The 18328-nt window shown below is 66.4% G+C and carries 11 protein-coding genes; 3 read left to right on the forward strand and 8 right to left on the reverse strand.

The features are described 5' to 3' along the window. Window position 1: 1 nt before the first annotated feature. Window positions 2–6769, reverse strand: coding sequence for an RHS repeat-associated core domain-containing protein (locus ALI144C_RS10220; RefSeq protein WP_076986789.1), 6768 nt, complete (start codon window positions 6767–6769; stop codon window positions 2–4). A 139-nt stretch (window positions 6770–6908) separates the two neighbouring features. Beyond that, window positions 6909–7844, reverse strand: a complete 936-nt coding sequence (locus ALI144C_RS10225; protein WP_237774081.1) for a LysR family transcriptional regulator — start codon at window positions 7842–7844, stop codon at window positions 6909–6911. Window positions 7845–7955: 111 nt separating this feature from the next. On the opposite strand from ALI144C_RS10225, the gene ALI144C_RS10230 reads away from it, so the two are divergent. From ALI144C_RS10230 to ALI144C_RS10240, 3 genes are all read left to right on the forward strand, one after another. Further along, complete coding sequence (locus tag ALI144C_RS10230) at window positions 7956–8597, forward strand: NAD(P)H-binding protein (RefSeq protein WP_076986791.1); 642 nt, start codon at window positions 7956–7958, stop codon at window positions 8595–8597. A gap of 111 nt (window positions 8598–8708) precedes the next feature. Next, window positions 8709–10082, forward strand: coding sequence for an alpha/beta fold hydrolase (locus ALI144C_RS10235; protein WP_076986792.1), 1374 nt, complete (start codon window positions 8709–8711; stop codon window positions 10080–10082). Window positions 10083–10159: 77 nt separating this feature from the next. After that, the gene (locus tag ALI144C_RS10240) at window positions 10160–10405 is read left to right on the forward strand and encodes a hypothetical protein (RefSeq protein ID WP_076986793.1); all 246 of its coding nucleotides are present in this window, start codon (window positions 10160–10162) and stop codon (window positions 10403–10405) included. 19 nt (window positions 10406–10424) lie between these two features. Here ALI144C_RS10240 and ALI144C_RS10245 read toward each other — a convergent pair whose 3' ends face one another. The 6 genes from ALI144C_RS10245 to ALI144C_RS10270 all read right to left on the reverse strand — a co-directional run bounded on the left by ALI144C_RS10245 (window position 10425) and on the right by ALI144C_RS10270 (window position 18285). Then, window positions 10425–12638 carry a WD40 repeat domain-containing protein gene (locus ALI144C_RS10245; protein ID WP_168211218.1) on the reverse strand — a complete coding sequence of 738 codons (2214 nt, stop codon included), beginning with the start codon at window positions 12636–12638 and terminating at the stop codon, window positions 10425–10427. Next, window positions 12638–14599, reverse strand: a complete 1962-nt coding sequence (locus ALI144C_RS10250; RefSeq protein WP_076986795.1) for a hypothetical protein — start codon at window positions 14597–14599, stop codon at window positions 12638–12640. The genes ALI144C_RS10245 and ALI144C_RS10250 overlap by 1 nt, the downstream gene beginning before the upstream one ends. 43 nt (window positions 14600–14642) lie before the next feature. Next, the gene (locus ALI144C_RS10255; RefSeq protein WP_076986796.1) at window positions 14643–15548 is read right to left on the reverse strand and encodes a hypothetical protein; all 906 of its coding nucleotides are present in this window, start codon (window positions 15546–15548) and stop codon (window positions 14643–14645) included. Window positions 15549–15598: 50 nt separating this feature from the next. Then, complete coding sequence (locus tag ALI144C_RS10260; RefSeq protein WP_076986862.1) at window positions 15599–16048, reverse strand: hypothetical protein; 450 nt, start codon at window positions 16046–16048, stop codon at window positions 15599–15601. 101 nt (window positions 16049–16149) lie between these two features. Further along, on the reverse strand, window positions 16150–17463 hold the full coding sequence (locus ALI144C_RS10265) for an SUMF1/EgtB/PvdO family nonheme iron enzyme (protein ID WP_168211219.1): 1314 nt from the start codon (window positions 17461–17463) through the stop codon (window positions 16150–16152). A 336-nt stretch (window positions 17464–17799) separates the two neighbouring features. Then, complete coding sequence (locus tag ALI144C_RS10270; RefSeq protein ID WP_076986798.1) at window positions 17800–18285, reverse strand: MarR family winged helix-turn-helix transcriptional regulator; 486 nt, start codon at window positions 18283–18285, stop codon at window positions 17800–17802. Window positions 18286–18328: the final 43 nt, after the last annotated feature.

Raw genomic sequence — 18328 nt, forward strand, 5'->3', positions numbered from 1 at the left:
CCTACCCCTTCCGCCGTTTGAGTACTGCCTTGACACCCGCGACGATCATGACGCCGCCCAGTACCGCTCCGGCCACCGGATCGTTACTGACTTTGTCCTTCGGGTTGGCGATGTGGTCCGCCACCGTCGAGACGGCCTCCGCTTGCTTCCTCTTCGCGGTCTCCGCGTCCTCGATGTCCTTCGCTCTCGTGAAGCGACCACCCTCCGGATCTTCGTTCGCCTGCCGACAGCGAGTGCACGCCGCGGCACCACCCGGAGTTCCGTGCGGGCAGGAGTTGTTGTGGTTGAGCAGAGGGATGTCCCCCGCCAGTACGAAATAGGTGTGGATACCGTCGACTGTCAGGTTGCGCACCCGCTGGTTCGCCGTCCACGCCCGGGTGGCGACGACCCGTACCTGCTTGCCCTCGGCGGTCTGCAGCCGCGAACCCGCGTGCAGCTCACCTGCCGGTACCCAGTACTTCAGATCCGGCTCCCAGAACGGGTGTCCGTCCGTCGCGATCACGGTGGCCGTCTGGGCACCGGTGTCCCCGTCGACATCGACAGTGAGCTCGACGAGGTCCTTCTCACCCTCGCCCACGATCGTGGCGACCACCGGCCGGACCTCGGTCACCCCCGTCTCCGGGTTCGTGGCCAGCACCAGGTCACCCGGTTTCAGGTCCTCGATCCGTTTCGTGGAGCCGTCGGCCATCAGCACTCTCGTACCGGGCACGAAACTGTTGCACGGTGTCGCCTTCTGGCCACGGCTGAGGAAGCCCTTGCCCAGTTTGGACAGCCGTCCCGCCGCGTTCGCCACCCGTTGACCCGGGACGATGCTCAACAGCTCCAGCCCAGCGCCCTTGTAGTTGCCGTTGGCCACCGCGATCACGGCGTCGATCCCGCTCATCGCCGCGGACGCGGCGAGACAGACCCCGCAGCCGAACATCCCGGCGATGCCGAGCCCGAGCTTGGCGACCTTCCAGATCTTCCCGCCCGGCAACGAGTTGCGGCCGACCCACTTCGCGCCCTTCCACGCCTTGCTGGCGATGTGCCTGGTGACCTTCACCGCCTTGCGGGTGAACTTCGCCACCTTGCTGTGCTGCACCTTGTGGTACACCCGCTTGGCGACGTGCACGACCTTCTTGACGTGCTCGGTGACCTGCTTCTCGACCTTCTTGATGAACTGGTAGGTCTCCGTCCACGCCTTGTGCATGCCGTCGACGACGGCTTCCACGTGCCGGTACGCGGTCTGCACGATCGGCTGGACGACCGTCTTGACCACGGGCTGCACGATCGTCTTGGCCACGTGCACGATCGAGGAGAACCCGAACCGGCCGTCCGGGTCGGTGAACGTGACCGGGCTGTTGTTGGCGTAGGCGTACCCGTTGAGCTGCTGCGGGTCCTCGTGGTCGATCTCGGGGTCGACCGAGACGAACCGCCCTGTGGCCGGGTCGTACTCGCGGGCGCCGAGGTGGGTCAGGCCGGTGGAGCTGTCCATCGTGCCGCCGACGAATCCCTTTTCCCCCGGCCACCACGCCGGTGCCGTGCCGCGTGCCTCCCCGAACGGGGTGAGCAACCGTCGTTGGGTGTCCTGGCTGTCGGCGTCCACCGCCAGTTGGGCGGTGCCGTGGTGGTCCACGCCGAGCCAGGTCAGCTTGCCGTTCGCGGTGCGCACGGCGACGGCTTTGCCCGCGTGGGTGTAGTAACGGGTCGCCGTGACGACCCCGTTCTGGTCGAGGTGGACCTCGTCCTCGCCGACGTAGAGCGTGGTGCCGTTCGGATCACGGCGGATGAGCCTGTTGCCGTCGGCGTCGTAGAGGAACGCGGTGGTCTTGCCGTTCTCGGTGACCTTGGCCAGGTGCCCTTCGGCGTCCCACTCCATGTTCTGGTCCGTGCCCGCCCGCTTGCGCACCGTGGTGTTGCCACTCGGGTCGTAACCGTACGAGTCGACACTGGTGGTGCCGGTGGGACCGGTGGTCGTCACCGATCGCAGGGCGTGCGGCTGGGGCTGCCCTGGCGCCGAATAGCCGTACGTACTGGTGGTCTTCTTGCCGTCCGGCGTGGTCTTGGTCTGCTGTTTGCGGTTGCCGACGTTGTCCAGCGCCCACGTGTGCCAGTACGGCGCGGGTCCACCCAGGCCTGCGGCGGTGGGCGCGGCGGCGCAGTCGCCGTTGCCCGGTGTCCACGCGGAGTTCAGGCGACGCAGGTAGTCGTACCCGAAACACTGGGTGTCCGGCGCGATACCGGTGTCGGCTCCCGGCGTGTCCGAGATGCGGGTGATGTTGCCGGCCTCGTCGTAGGCGTAGCGGACGTCGGACTGGCGTTGCGGCCCGGTCTCCCGATCGGTGGTCGCCCGCAGGAGCCGGTGGGTGCCCTCCTCGTAGTCGAACCGGTGGGTCAGCCACTTGCCGCCTGCGTTGAGAGTGACCTGCTCCACCTCGTCGAAGTGGTTGTACTTGGTGCCGGTGACATACGTGGTCTTGCCGGACAGCTCAGTGGGCATGCCCAACGGGTTGTACTTGTGGGTCAGCGTCTCGTCGGACAGGCCACCTACCGCGGGCCGCTTGTCCGTGGCCACCGAGCCGTCCTGGTGGTAGCTCGTCTCGAACTCGTAGGTCCGTGCGAGCTTGCCCTCCACCGGCGGGATGGTGATGGCCGCCTTGGTCGGCCGGTTCGCCGCGTCGATGGCGGTGACTGCTGTGGTGTAGGCGTTTCCGTCCACGTACCGGGTGGACGACGTGGCCATCCCGGTGGCCGGTTTGCCGTCGGCCAGCGTGTCGTACTTCCATTCGGCGCGCTTGGGCCCGGTCAGCGACCCCTCGTGCAGCGCGGTCTTGCGGCCGAGTTTGTCGTAGGCGAAGGCGAGAGTGACTCCGCGTGAGTCCTTTTCGGACAGCACTCGGTCCTCGTCGTCATAGGTGTACTCGGTGGTGCCCTGGTCGGGGTCGTCTGTGCGGATCTTGCGGCCACGCAGGTCGTAGCCGTAGCGCCAGACGTTTCCCGCCGGGTCGGTCACCGACTCCAGCTCGCCCCGCTTGGTGTAGCTGTAGCGGCTGCTGTCGTAGTCGCCCGACGGCCCGTCGCCCTTGTACTGCCGCAGTTCCACCAGTTTGCCGGTGCCGTCCGTGATGCGGGTGGTCGGCGTCTCCCCCTTCGGCGGGTCGATGTGCTGCCGGTCCGCCTCGTAGGTGTAACTGGTGCGCCACTTCTCGGTGTTGTTCGACCGGAAGATCTCGGCGGTGGGCCGTTCCTGCCCGTCGTACTCGGTCACGGTCTGAGCCGGCAACAACTTCTCGTCCGGCAGGAACACGGCCGCGCCCGGCGGGGCACTGTTGTAGTACGGCCCGTTCAGCTTGACCTTCAAGCCACGCGAGTCGTAGACGGTGTCCGTGATGACCCGGCCACCGCTGGACGAGGGATCCTGGCTCTGGCGCAACCGCAGCAGACCGTCGTACAGGTCGTAGTCGGTGGCGTATCCGCCGTCCGGCTGGAGGGTGCGCTCCACCACGACGTTCGGCCCGTCCACCCGCATCTCGTAGGTGAGCTCCTTGGTGGGCGAGTCACCCTTGTCCTTGTCCCGCCCCGGGTGCCACACCTTGTTGACCCGGCCCATCGGGTCGTACGCGATCTGCGTGACCCGCTGGTTGACGTCAGTGATGTGTTCCTCGGCGCCCCACGCCGGGTTCAGCTTGGTGCGTGTGCTGTGCCCGAGCGGGTTGGTGGTGACGACCTCCGTGACCGGCGCCCCGGCCGCGGGCGAATAGCTGGTCGTGGACTTCTGGTTGAAGACGTCGAAGGTCTCGGTCTGCCTGCCGTAGGTGTCGTAGGTGGCCCGGGCGATCGTCTTGTACACCGGTTGGCCGTTGGTCCAGCCGACGATCTCTTCCTTGCGCGTGACGTCACCGCGCACCGGCGGCGCACCGTGGGTTTCGTTGTTGTCGTAGTAAACGCGCTCGTCTGTGACGACATCGGCCGGGTAGTTCGGCTGTTTGCCACACGCCACGGAGACCTTCTGCGAGCGGGCGGGCAGTTCGATCAGCCAAGCGGCGTCGTTGCGGACGTAGGTGTGCGTGGTGCAGCTGTCGTCGTTCGGGTCGGCGAGATCACCGAAGTCCGACGCCTGCTCCAGCACGCCTTCGGCGTTGAACACGTTGTCCGACCCGGTTTCCCGCCACCGGCCGTCCGCCAGCTGTTCGCGTTGCCGGACCTTGGCCTCGAAGACGCGCCGGGCTTCCGACGTGCCCCAGCTGCGGGTTCGGGTCGCGGTCGGTTCGGACAGCCACGGGTCGGTGATCGCGTACCTCGTCGGCGCGCCGTTGGCGTCGGCGTACGTGATCGTTTCCCGCTCGGTCCCGGCGAACTGCTCGGTGTCCCGCCACAGAGTGCCTTTGGAGTCCCTGATGCTGACCGACTTGCGGCCGCCGGATTCGAGCTTGTCGCCGTCCATGCCGCGGAAGTAGGCCGTCTCCGTCATCGACCGCAGGCCGCCCGCCAGGCCCTTCTTGACCCTGACCCGTTCGTAGCCGCGCCACTGCGCCCAGGTCTTGCGTTCGGCGGGCACCAGGCCGTCTTCCTCGTCGTGGTGCCAGGCAGGGCCGCCGGGGTACTCGATCTCGGTCCTGGTGGGCTGCGACCCGGACGTGAGGTCCTTCTCGGTCACTTCGGTGACCACGTACTTGTTGAACCAGTCCTTGCGTTCGGCACCGGTCTGGTCCGGTGTGGCCGGTGTCCACTTCTGCTGGTAGCAGCGTTTGGTGTTGGTGTCCGGGGCGGGTACGCCGCTGGGCACCGCGCATTCCTTGTCCGAGTAGCCGACGGTGAGTTCGCCGCCGGACTCGGTGCGGATGGACTGGATCCGGAACCAGTTCAGGATCGGGATGCCGGTGGTGCCGTCCACCACGTTGTTGAGCTGCCTGCCCGCGAAGGTCACCTCGGGCACAGTGGCGGTGCCGCCGCGCAGGCCGGTGTGCTGGATGCCGTTGAGCCACAGCCGGGCTGACGTGCCGTCCTGCGGATCGGCGAACGAGTGCCGCAACGTCCACGCCGCCACGTCCACGAAGGACGACCCGGAGCGCACCTGGGTGGTGATCTTCTCCAGCCGCTTCTGCGTCCAGAAGGTCGGGGTGTACTTGTCCTTGCAGTTCGTGGTGCTGGCGCAGTACTGGTCCCATGGCGTGTCGGGCCAGTTGTTCGGCTTGCCGGACACGCAGTCGGACGCGGGGACGCCCGGCAGGCAACGGTCGGCGGTCTTGATGACCACCTTGGCGACCGGCAGCGTGCTGAAGACTTCCTTGTCCCGCTGGCCGTACTCGATCCGGGTCAGGTGGCCGCCGCGGTCGTACGCGTTGACCTTGGTCGCCGTCACGTCCCTGGCGTAACGGTTGGTCTCCTTCTCGTAGAAGTAGCTCATCGTGTTGCCGTGGGTGTCCACGACGTAGTCCAGGTTCCAGCGCCAGGCCTGCGTGCAGAACGACTTGTCGATGTTCGACTGGTAGCACGGGTCCTTCGGGTGGTTGCCGGACACCGGCACGGTCCACGCGGACCTGGTGTCGTCCTTGGCGTCCCGCCAGCCGGGGATCCGGTTGAGGCCGAAGTAGAACTGGGTGCCGTTGCGGGTGGTGATCCGCCAGTACTCGCCGTCGTTGTCGCCGTTGTCGGCGCCGAACAGCTGCTCGACCCGGGAGCCGTCGTCCTGGCGTGGATGCCAGACCCGCTGCTTGTCGTTGTTGTCACGGACCAACTCGCCGCCCTTGCCGTTGAGCGAGAAGTAGGCGTTGTCCGTGGCCCAGCACTGGTCGCCGGTCTTCTTGTGGGTCTTGTTGTTGGGTGCGCCGCCGTTCTCCGGCTGGTCCTTCTTGTCCGTGCCACAGCTGGTGTAGCGGCGTTCGATCGACCCACCGGGGTTGAAGTCGAAGCCCTCACCGGCCCAGGACGGCTGGTTGTTGGTCGCCGACGTGCGGCCGTCCACGGCGCCCGAGGAGTAGCTCAGGGACAGCTGCGGCACTGGGCCGTTCAACGCGGGCGGCGCCGACATCGGGTAGGACCAGTTGAAGTCGCCGGACGCGCCGCCGGCCGTCCACGACGAGGACGGCGAAAGCTGCGACGCCCCGAAGTCCCCGGCACCGCCCGCGGCCGACGCCTGGACGGCGTACAGGCCCTCTTTCTGCGGCGCGGCGGCATCGGCGACCAGCTTGCCGGAACCGTCGTTGCGGGTGCTGAGGGCCGTGCCCCTGCAGTCGTCGCGATCCGGAGTAGACAGTGCGCATTCCGGCAACGCGACCAGGCGCAGACGGGTGGCCCAGTCGCCGCCGAAGGCGTTGCGGAACGGCGAATAGTCGACCTCGACCGACACAGTGGCGGTCGCGCCCGCGTCCACCCGGTTCAGCCGGAAAACCGGTCCGTCCAGCCGCTTGTCGAGCATCTCGACCCGCACCCTGGACGGCGCTGCCTGCCTGGCCGCCTGCTGCTCGGCGAGGCCGACCCGCACCGGGAAGTCCGCCACGTGGGCCCGTGCGGTCATGGTGCCGGACAAGGACAGTTCGGCCACCCCGGCCCTGGGCCACGTCACGGCCGGCGGGGTGCGCAGTTCCTTGTCCTTGGCCTGGTCCGGCCCGGACGGCTGGACCACGGCGTTCTGGCCGGGTACGGACCTCTCCTGCCTCGCCGACCACGGCTCGGCTCCCGCGGGCCGCACCGCCCCCGGCAGGGCGGCGAGCATCGAGCCCACCAACGTGAGGATCAACAAGCCGGACAGCCACCGCCGCTGCCACCGTCTGCCCCGATGTCGCCCCATGGAATCCTCCTACGTGCGAACACGACTCCCCAGAAAACAGCCGGGCCGGAGCGTAACGCCGCCCACACGGCGGCCAGAATCCTTTCCATCAGCACCAAAACGCCGCGGACTGCCTGGCTTTGCCCTGATATCCCGAAGTTCAGCTCGTGGGTGCCTGCACAGCCCGGCGGACGGCACCGCGCAGCCAGTGGTGTGCGCCGTCGGCGGCGTGGCGGGGGTGCCATGCCATGCCGATGGTCAACGGCGGCAGCGGGAGGGGGATGTCGAGAAGCCGCAGGCCGAGCGCGGTGGCGGGGTGCGTGAACGGCGACGGGGCCGCGTCAGCGAGCGGGGCGGGGGCGAGGCAGACGACGTCGCTGCGGGCGGCGAGGATCATCGCGGCCAGGTGGCTCGGGAGCACCGCGGTGACCCGGCGGCTGAGGCCGTGCTCGGCGAGTGCGGTGTCGAGGGGGCCGGTGAACCGGCCGCGGCGGCTCACCGCGACGTGTTCGGCGGCGGCGAGCCCGGCCGGGGTCAGCGGTCCTTCGGCAAGAGGATGGCCGGCGCGGACTGCTGCCGTCATCCGGAGGGTGACCAGTTCCTCGACGCGGGTCTCGGGGTCGGCGTGGTCGATGGAGCCGATCTCCAGGTCGATGCGGCCGTCGCGGAGCGCGGGTCCGGCTTCCAGTTCCTCGGCCCGTACCCGCAGGGACACCCCGGGCGCCTCCTGCCGGGCCAGTCCCAGCAGGCCGGGCGCCAGTGCCGCGCCGATGATGTCGGCGGTCTGGAGGGTGAAAGTCCCGCGCAGGGCCGCCGGGTCGACGCCGCTGCCGGGGCTGAGCAGCGCTTCGAGGCGACGGACCACTGTGGCTGCTTCGTCGCGCAGGGCTTGGGCGCGGGGTGTGGGGACCATGGTCTGCCCGGCGCGCACCAGCAGCGGGTCCTGAAGGATGCGGCGCAGCCGGGCGAGGGTGCGGCTCATCGCGGCCGGGGAGGTGTGCAGACGGGCGGCGGCGCGGGTGACGCTCTGCTCGGCGAGCAGAGCGTCCAGTGCGAGGGCGAGATTGGCGTCGATGACCGGTTTTGAGCTGCTCACCAGCATAATTCCATTTCAGGCAATAATTCCGTGCTGAAGTTCCCATTGTGGCATCGCGGCAGCGCTCCCCAGGATGAGGAGGTACCGACCAGCGTCATCCGAGAGGTTTCCATGATCGTCATCACCGCCCCCACCGGGAACATCGGCCGCCACCTGCTGCCCCTGCTCGCCGAGTCCGTCGAGGAACTGCGCGTGGTCGTGCGCGACCCCGCCCGGCTCCCCGAGGGGGTACGCGAACGCGCCGAGGTGATCACCGGCTCGCACGGCGACGCCGACGTCGTCGACCAGGCCCTCGCGTGCCCGTCGTTCTTCGACAACCTCCTGGAGGAGGTCGACTCGATCCGGGACAAGGGCGTCTTCTCCGACGCCGCCGAGGCCGACCGCAAGGCTCCTCGCGCCGCCGTCGCCGACATCGCCGCCGTCGCTGCCCGTCTGCTGCTGGACCGCTCATGGACCGGCGTGGACAGCGTCCCCGTCCTCGGGCCGGAGGACCTGTCCCCCAACGACGTGGCCCGCATCATCACCGAGCAGCTCGGCCGCCCCGTCCGCTACGAGAACGAACCGTACGACGACATGCGCGCCACCCTGATCGGCTACGGCCTGAACGCGGACTTCGTCCAGGGCATCGTGGACATGAAGCGGGCCAAGGACAACGGCCTCGACGCCGGTGTCACACGGACACCGGGCACCGCCTCACCCACCACCTTCGAGCAGTGGTGCGCCCAGACCCTCAAGCCCGCCGTCGTCGGCTGAACCAGGACCGCTACTTCGAGGCAAGCCGGTAACGGGGGGCGGCACCAGGCCGAGATTCAAGGTGGCTGGTTTCGTACGACAGTTCCGCTCCCTGCGTTTGGAGACGATGCCGTGAACCGTGTCCAGCACGGTGATGTTGTTGTCGTGGTACCGGGGATTCTGGGCAGTGTGCTGCATCGAGGTGACAGGCAGGTCTGGGGCTACCGCCAAGTCGCGCGCAGCATCGGGGATCTTGCCGGGAACCTGACCGATGACCTGACGCTTCCGGACGAGGCCTTCGCGGATCCCACTTCGGGGTTCGATGACGGAGTTCGCGTCGGAGCACCCATGGCCACCCTGGGAATCATCCCAGGACTGGTGTCGATCGACGGGTACGACGTCCTTCTGAAACGTCTGACGACCAGGTTCTCCCACGACCGTGACGCGATCCGCGTCTTCGCCTACGACTGGAGACAGTCCAATGAGTACACTGCGCGCCGTCTGCACGCGTACGTGAAGCACGTGGTAGGTGCACGACGCAAGACGTATCCGGACGCACGACTGGTGCTGATCGGGCACTCGATGGGTGGACTGGTTGCCCGGTACTTCGCCGAGTGCCTTGACGTCGATCGGTTGACTCGCCGGATCATCACCCTCGGGACGCCGTACCTCGGCGCGGTCAAGGCACTCGGGATACTCGCGAACGGCTACGCCCAGGTGGGGCCGATCAGGTTCGACATCGCCACCATGGCGAGATCCTTTCCGTCGGTGGCGGAGCTACTACCCGTCTACGACTGGCGCATCCCCGCTTCGGCCCGATCCGCTCCGGTCAACACGTTACAGCACGTTCCCGGCCTTCCCCGCGCCGCCACGGCAAGGTGCACAGCATTCCATCGGACGATCGACCACGCTATGCAAGGCGGCATTGACAACCGCGCTTCCTATCACGCGGTGCTCAGTTACCGCCAGACTACGGAGGTCTGGGCGGAGGTCGTCGGCGACAAGGTCGTCACCTACCCGTCCAGTCAGGCGCAGGACGCCGGAGACGGCACGGTCGCCCGCCGTTCCGCGACCCCGCCCGAGTGGGCGGACGACGCACACGGGCTCTTCGTATCGGGCCGCCACAGTTCGTTGCATCGAATGAAGGAGGTTTTCGTCCAACTGCACGGCGTCCTCACGGCCCGCCCGAGGCACCCACAGGCGACGGTCGACGAGATCTCGGTCGACGCCGAACCACACGCCGTACAACGGATTCCGTGGCGGGTGACGGTCAAATCCTCGGAGAACTCCGACTCCCTGGTACTCGCGATGGTCATTGACGACCCGGCGAATCCGGACAGGCCGATCATGCGAACACCGTTGAACCCGGTCGGCGACGGGAAGTACACGGGCACGATCGAGTTCACGCGACCAGGCGCCTTCCGCTGGACCGTGCACCCGGTGGTGGGTGCTGCTACTCCAGTCGAGCCCATATCGGACGTCGTGCTGTGCACGTCCACGCAGTGAGGGGCGCCGCGTCACGGGACAGGAACGGTGGTTACGGTGGAGGACGGTACGAGTCGCAGGTGAAGGATGTGACAACAATGGCCCTCGGAGAGCCTGAGATCCTCGTCGGTCTCGCTGAGATAATCAGTGAACGCACAGGGACCGCACCCGGCGAAGTCGCGTTGAACAGCACCCTCGCCAGTCTGGGCATCGAACCGTCTCCCACCTCCGTCATCCTCGACGACGTCATCAGCAAGTTCCGGGTGTCGATGACCGAGGACGACGCCGCGGGATTCGTCACGATCGGCGACGTCGTCTCCTATGTCCAGGCCTCCCAGACCTGATCGATCCGCACCGTCACAGCTACATCGCCGTGGCGAGTTCGATCGCGCAAACCCCCAGATAGGTCGCCGTCAGCAGGACACCGGCGTCGTAGTTCACGCCGTAGCAACCGGCCATGGGAACGCTGGTCATCAGTTGGGCGTCCGGCAGACTCCAGACGCGGACAACGTCGTCGTCTCCGGCGGTGATGACGATTTGCTGGTCTCCCAACAGGCCTGCAGTCGTGTCGAGCACCGCGCCGCCGTGGTTGTCGATCACCTGCGTTGCTGCCCGGTCTCTCAGGTTCCACACCCGTATGGTTCCGTCATCACTTGCCGAGACGACGCTGTGCCCGTCGGCCAACGGTGCGACCTCCCTGACCCACCCGGAGTGCCCGGTCAATGCGAATATCTCGGCACCGTCGTGCAGGTTCCACACGCGAAGAGTGTTGTCGGTGCCGCCAGACACAGCGAGGGGCACACCGTCAAGGGACATGGTCGTCACTGTTCGTACACCGCCGATGTGGCCCAGCATCCGCCCGATCTCCGCACCAGTGCTGATGTCCCAACTCCGCACCGCGCCGTCGTTGCCTGCGCTGACCGCGGTCAGTGCTCCGTCAAGCACTGTGGTCGCCACTGTGATGATCGAGTGCGAGTTGGCTCGCAAAGTCCGCAGCAGCGCCCCAGTGGTGGCGTCCCACACCCGGATCTCTCCGTTCGCTCCGCTCGAGACCACGACCGGCAGATCGCCGAGCGATGCGGGCGCGACACGCCCGATCCACCCCGTGTGCCCCACGAACACCCTCACAGGCGTGCCACCGGCGAGGTCCCATAGGTGCACAACGCGGTCCGTGCCGCCGGTGACCGCGCACTGCCGTCCTCCCACTTCGAGGAAGGCGGCCGTGAGCACCCAGCCTGTGTGCCGATCGGTCCTGACGAGACCCGCCGCGTCCAGGTCCCAGATCCGGACTGTTCGGTCGTCGCTGGCGGTGACCGCGACATGTCGACGATCGACCGTCGTCGACACCACGGCACGCACCCCGGCCGAGTGCCCGCCGATCACCTGAGCCGCCTCACCCCCATCGAGGTCCCAGACCCGCACGGTCCGATCAGCCGCACCGGTGACCGCACGCGGCCGATCAGGCAGGATGGCGACACAGCGACCCCATCCCATGTGCCCCGCCATCTCGTGGAGTTGTTCCCCGGACTCGATGTCCCACAGGCGTACCGAGTTGTCGTCGCCGGTGCTCGCCGCCACCGTTCTCGACCCCAGTTCGCCTGTCGCGACCCCCAGCACCCATCCCGAGTGCCCGCTGAGGGCACGGACCTGTTCTCCGGACTCGATGTCCCAGATCCGCACGACGCTGTCGGCTGCCGCGCTCACCACCACGGGTCTGTCGTTCAGCACCGCGGTCGCGAGGGACCTGATCGTCCCGGTGTGGCCCGTCATCGTCCGCAACGTTCGTCCGGTGGCAAGGTCCCACACGCGGATCGTCCGGTCGGCGCCACCGCTGACCACAACGGCGGTGTTGCCCGCCGGACCGATCGCCACTGTTCCCACCGAGCCGGTGTGCCCTGTCAACACCGCTACTTCTGTGCCAGTAGCCAGATCCCAGACGCGCAACGACCCGTCCGCACCCGCGCTCACCACGACCTGCCTGTCGCCCACCACGCTGGTCGCGAGCGCCTGAACCGCCCCTGTGTGACCCTCGAGGATCTGCACGACGGCTCCGGTGTCCAGCGCCCACACCCGTATGGTCCCGTCATCGCTGCCCGACACTGCCACACGGGTGCCGTCCAGGACCGCTGCCGCGACAGAGCGGACACCCCCAGCGTGGCCCTCCAGGACACGGTGGAACGCCGTGGGTTGGAATCGCGCCCATCGCGGCCACCATCGAACGCCTCGTGGCTTTGTGAGCGACCACTCGTATCCCTCCTGGACCGCGGTGAGCGCGAGGACACTGGCACGGTCGACCGGGTCGAGATCGCGCAGGGCGTGCCCGCAGCGTAGATACAGGCGCGCGGAACTCGGCAGTTCGTGGTCGAATCCCGTGCCCAGCGACGACATCAGGACATCTGGTTCGGCGACGACCAGATACTCCTCGTCTCGCGCGAGGTCGGCGAGGATGCCGCCGGCTTTCGCGTGCGACGCGAGATAGCGGGTCGTGTACGGACTGGCCCGCTGCCAGCCGTCGGCCTGTGCCAGTTCACGGAGCCTGGCTGCGATGACCGCCTCGGCATCAGGTGGCTGCGACATCATCGGCCTCCGAGTCTGAAGTAGTCGGCGACAGACTGGTGGAACAACCGGAAGACAGACTGTCCGGACTCGGTACCCTCGATGAGGTACCAACCCGCGTCTCGAATGACGCGGGAGACGTCACTGGAACTGTACGCACGACCAGACTTCGCCAGTGCCGTGGCGAGTTCCGGCCACACCTGCCGGCGGGGAATGCCCTTCCCACGCGCATAAGCCAACGGCCGCAACACTTCCTCGACGAGTTGGACGTCCTCGAAACGACCAAGGTCATCTGCCAGCACCTGGTCCAGCCCGGCCTTGCCAACGACGCGAGGCAGACGGTCCCGCAGAGTGCCGTCATCCACGCACTCCTCGGACAAGTCACCCAGCACTCGCATGGCGAAGCGCGCGTACAGGAAGATGCGGGCGGACTGCCTGCTGACCTCCAGCGCCGCTGCCCTGCGTTTCAGCGCATTCGGCCAACGCGAGGCCAGCTCAGGCGCGGCAAGGCGGTCCTCGACGTACTTCGCGATGTCGGTGTCGGCGTCCTCGTCCTGACTGAGGTCCACCACGCGAAAGGTCCCCCGTCGCGGACGCAGAGCCTCCACCAGCGGACTTCTGCCCGCTTCGATCGGCAGGTCCGGCCGCCCGTCGCGATCGCTCCGGGTTCCGACAAGCACCTTGCAACCGGGCAACCCTGCCACCGCACGCAACACGTCCCTGGCCACGAAGACGTCTTCGCCGATCAGCGCCTCGTCGACAGCGTCAGCCAGGATCGTCACCGCCCGCCCGGAGTCACTCAACTCGGTCACCAGGTCGCGTGCGGGACTGGAAGACTCACGCAGATCGAGATCGAGTTGCCCGGCGATCGCGCGGGCCACCTGATCCGATCGTTGGTTCTTGACGTGCACGATGGCGTCGAACACGCCTGGCGGCGGCAAGAGCGCCTCAGGATGGTCGAGCAGACCAAGAGCACGGCATGCTTGCCGGGATGCCGGGTCGGACAACACGGCCAGCCTGCCGAGCACTGCGGACTTGCCCGCTCCCGGAGCACCCGTGACGACCATCAGGCCGTGATCGCCGGAACGCAGCCATTCCACCGCCTCAGCGGTCACGTTGTTGCGGCCCGAGAAGTACCAACCGACGTCGACCGCGTCCGCGCTCGCCGCCTTCAGCAGGAAGTGCTCACGTTCGTCGTCCGACAGGTCGGACAGCAGGCTTCTGAACTCCGCCGACCGGTCGGCCGCATCCGCGCGGTACCGGGGATTCGGCAGGATCTTCAGGCCGTCCCGGCCCGCGACGTACGCGCATTGGTCGTCGTCGAGCCTGATACGCAGCTCGTCCCGGAGTTCCAGGATCGTGACGTACTCGTCGCCGTCCTTCCAGAACTCACCCTGCGAGCCTTCCCGCAAAGAATCCAGGATCTCGCGTACGAACAAACCGCTGTACGAACGCTGGTGGTGCAGTGACGGCACCAGAACAGCTAGGTCCATACCCGGTACCGCCTGGTTGACCGCCACGAGGTCCAGTGCTCGCTGGATCTCGCTCGCGGCAAAACCCGCGTAGCAGGTGTCCAGCAGAACCAGCCCCGCGTCAGCACCGCAGTTCAACACCGCCTGGACAAGGCTGTCCACACTCAACGCCTTCGTACCGAAGTACGGTGGTTCCTCCGGACTCGACACCGTCAGGATGAAGTGACGTCCGCCGTGCAGTCGGCCGTGTCCCGCGATGTACAGCACGACACCTGCGCTCAGGTTGCGTGTCCGTACATCGTCGACCCACTGCTCGACGCACTCGGTTATCCGCGCCACTGTCGCCTTGGCCAGTTCGCCGGTGCTCTCGTACGAGGAGAATCCCCACGTCACGAAGAAGTCGTCGATCTCCTTAGCGTCGACGACGGCGGCCGGAAGGTGCGCGTGCGGGCTGTCGGTGTAGTCGACGCCGAATGAGAAAACCGATCCTCGGGCTCTGGCTTTCACCACGTCACGCCCCCATGACGGCAGGGTCGTCGCATCGTTCGGCCGCTCATACTCGCCTCGCTACCACCACAAGGTAACGGTCACTTGTCTCATCCACGACGGGCCTCCACCGTGCTGCTCGAAGCCGGTCCAGTGCGGCGTCACGATCGTGCCGCCTGGACACGAAACAGGTGATTGACGTGCCGGGCCCGAGGGGCACCCCCAACGGATCCGCAGCGCGCTTCAGCTTGACCTCACCAACGATGGACTGTCCTTCCCAGCGAACACGGAAATCCATCGCGGAGTCGTCCAGACCTGCCGCGCGAAGTGGCTCCATGGCCATGTCCCGCACCGCTGGAGCGGAGTACTCCTCGATCAGTCGGCCGACCTCGCTCCGCGGCGGCGCGGTGAACAGGCCAATGACCAGCAGGTCGTCCACCCTGCTGCTGACACTGATGTTCATGAGCACTGACACGGGATCTTCGACGTTGCCCAGAGTGCTTCCCAGCAGACACGTGAGCACGGGTCCAGGACGGCGCCACCCGGAAATGACCGATGCGGGACCGCCTTCGATGTTCCACACTCCGAAGTCGCACCCGCGAATCCCGGCCGCCCGCATGCGATCCGCCGCGACTGACAGCAGCGACGCACTGCAGTCGATCCCCAGGAACTGTTCGAGTCCGGGGATCAGGTGCCGGTAGGGCGCGACGAATCTGATGGAGTGCATCGCGTTGCTGACACCGATGTCGCATACCTGGGTGGGAAGCGCCCCGAGATGGGCAATGCCTGCCACTGTATGGATCTCGTGCTCCGCGCGCCCGTCGTCGTACTCGGCGGGGTACTGCGTTGCCAGCCGTCGATGGATCTCCACGCCGGATCCGGCGTAGATGTACCGGACCGGCACCCGGCGCCGGCGGAGGCACGCGGCGAAGTCTGTTCGCTGCTCGATGGTTTCAAAGAAGGAACGTGCCACGCCGCATCCCACCGATCGTTCACCTCGTTGCACGCAGGAGTGCGCCGCTCCTACACGAGCCACTTCCCATCCGCCATGATCTTGCGGTCCGCGTGCTCGTTCAACTCGCGCCATGACTCGATCCACGACGGCGTGAGTTGGAAGAACGCGTAACCTGATGATTCGAGTGGATCCCAACCGCACTTCTTCGCGTACTGCGCAGCGCACCGCTCGGTCGCTTCAGCGCTGCTGAGCCTGACGACATCGACATCGATCAACACGACGTCACGGGTATGCCCGAGCACGACTCGCGCTGTCGCGGACTCGTCGACATTGCGTGCTGTCGGGTTCGACCTGACAGTGGCGACGAAGAGTCGATTCCCATCCCACCAGAACGACAGCGGAACCAACGTGGCCATGCCACCGGCGGCACCTGAGGCGATCCAGAGGTCCTTGTCGGTTTCAAGCCTGCCCAGCGCGTCCGTCTTACGCTGTTTCAGTGGTCGCGGCGGTTCAGCCATCAACGTGCCATCCTTGTGTTCGTCCAGCAGATCGAGCGCGAACAGTAGCACCGACGCGACTGGTCACAGGATCCAGTGAATGGCTGTCCACTGGACATTTTCTAGTCAAAGCGGTCACCACCTGTCGGATACACGCAGCGAAACCCGACCTCGTTGTGCCGATCTGTGAGAAGGTCGCGTCCCCGAAAGTGCGTCGTCAGACAACAGGACGGGGAGCTCCACGCGCCGCCTCGCAACACGTGGAAGGCATCCTTGCGATTCATGAATTCATGAGGGGCCCGACCCTTGAAGAACGGGTCCATGTCGGCACGACTGAAGAAGTTGGTCCTTGTCATCTCCCATGTGTTGCCTGACAGCTGCACAACACCGTACGGACTGACACCCTCTGGATAGCTGTCGGCCGCCATCAGCGGCACCGCAGGTATACCGACGTCCCGTACACTCAGCAGCGCGGCCTCAAGATCCGCCAGGTCCGTCACGGCGCGCCCGAACGCCCTTTCCACGTGATTACACCGATCAGCACTGAAAACATCACCCCACGGGAACTCGCGCCCGTCCACGCCGCGAGCGGACTTCTCCCACTGGTTTTCACTCGGCAGTTCACCACCAGCCCAGCGAGCAAACGCCCAAGCGTCGTACCAGTCCACTCCCACAACCGGCATGTCAGGTTGGTTGAAACGGGAATCATGGTGATGCGCGGACACGTGAGACTTTCCAGCCCGCTGATCCGGATGGTCATACTCGGCGGAGTCACCGACGTCATCGAGAAAAGTCTGGTAGCGACGGTTGGTCACCGCGAGGCGGTCGATGTAGAACTCGTCGAGCTCGACGACCCGACCGGGGTTGTCGGTGTCGTCCATCCCGAACCCGTTGCCCGCACTGGAAGTCCCTGCCATGAATGGTCCGCCGGGCACGAGGACGACATCGTCGACGGGTCGGCGTGCCCGTCTGGTCAGCCTGGTTCGCAAGTGATCCACGTACGCGCTTTCCAACGCCTCCAGCCGCACCGGATCAGATGTACCAAAGATCCGCAGGAGCGCGTCCTTGGTAATCGCCGCGCCACACCCGACCGGTTTGCGAAGCGCATCGGCACGAGCGAACCGGCTCGGCCAGCCGGAAATCTTGACCAGATCAAGAACCGCAGCCTGGATACGCAGATCACCGGCTATCGATATCGCCGCGAAAGCCACACCGTCAATGGGGTCGTGACACGCCATACGAATGGACTCAACAGTCGCCCCGTCATCTGGGTGGTGTTTCGCCAGATAACGCAAACAGACCACACGAACAGGCCAGTCAGGGTGCGTCCGGGCAAGTTCCACCACTTGACCGAACGCCTCGGCATCGCACTTTCTTCCCGCTACGACAGTGTCGCCAAACGCACCACCATCTTCGCCGGGAGGCCCATTCACCACTTCGTCACACTGTCGTCGACTTCTCTCCATTGGACGATGCGGTCAACCTCAGCCACTCCCATGGAAAGGGGCGCGCGTGACGTAGAGTCAACCACCGAGAGCGCCTCCGCTCCCCACAAGATCTCACCGTCACCTACCTGCATGATCCCTCCAGGACCGTTTTGATCGAAGCCCGTTCAGGGCACAGCCGCACCAGTGTAGGTAGCACGACTCGTCCGGCATAGCGTCAGGAACACAGGATCAGTCACATCTTGGGACACAGCCTCGAAATTGCGACCAACGGGTGACCGTCGAGATACGAACGTCTCCCATTCCGTTCACTCCGATGGGTACTGTTCACGCCCGATCAGTCGAGGGCACATCGCGCAATGTTGTTGTCGTGGCCGCTGCCACACCGGGCACCGCCGACGTGTTCAGTGCGTCCAGGAGCAGGCGGGTGTTGTGTGCGTAGTCGGCGTAGGAAACGCCACTGCGTTTCACCAGATCATGAAACCTGCGCTCCAGCAACGCGCGGCACTGCTCGACCATCTGCCTGCCGTCGGCAGTGAGGCTCAATCGACGCCGGTTTCCACCTGCCGGATCCGGCTGCGCGTCGAGTAGGCCCATACCCGCGAGGACGCCTGTCATCCGGCTCGCTGACGGTTCCGAGACGCCCAACTCCTCGGACACCGCGCGCTGAGTGGGCGCGCCCAGCCTGCTCACGATCAACAGTGTCAGGAATCGGCGGTACGAGAGTCCGTACTCGGCCTGCAGTATGCGGTCGGCCGACCGGTCCAGCCGGGCCGTCAACGCGTGCAGATCAAAGCTCAGATCCTGCGGCACGCACTACCTTAACATGCTAACTTAGCTAGACAAGGCACGGCTG

Source organism: Actinosynnema sp. ALI-1.44, assembly GCF_001984155.1.
In the GTDB taxonomy this organism is placed as follows: domain Bacteria; phylum Actinomycetota; class Actinomycetes; order Mycobacteriales; family Pseudonocardiaceae; genus Kibdelosporangium.

Excerpts from the sequence above, each read along its gene's own strand:
- ALI144C_RS10220 (WP_076986789.1), bottom strand. The coding sequence starts at position 6,769 with ATGGGGCGACATCGGGGCAGACGGTGGCAGCGGCGGTGGCTGTCCGGC.
- ALI144C_RS10230 (WP_076986791.1), top strand. The coding sequence starts at position 7,956 with ATGATCGTCATCACCGCCCCCACCGGGAACATCGGCCGCCACCTGCTG.
- ALI144C_RS10240 (WP_076986793.1), top strand. The coding sequence starts at position 10,160 with ATGGCCCTCGGAGAGCCTGAGATCCTCGTCGGTCTCGCTGAGATAATC.
- ALI144C_RS10245 (WP_168211218.1), bottom strand. The coding sequence starts at position 12,638 with ATGTCGCAGCCACCTGATGCCGAGGCGGTCATCGCAGCCAGGCTCCGT.
- ALI144C_RS10260 (WP_076986862.1), bottom strand. The coding sequence starts at position 16,048 with ATGGCTGAACCGCCGCGACCACTGAAACAGCGTAAGACGGACGCGCTG.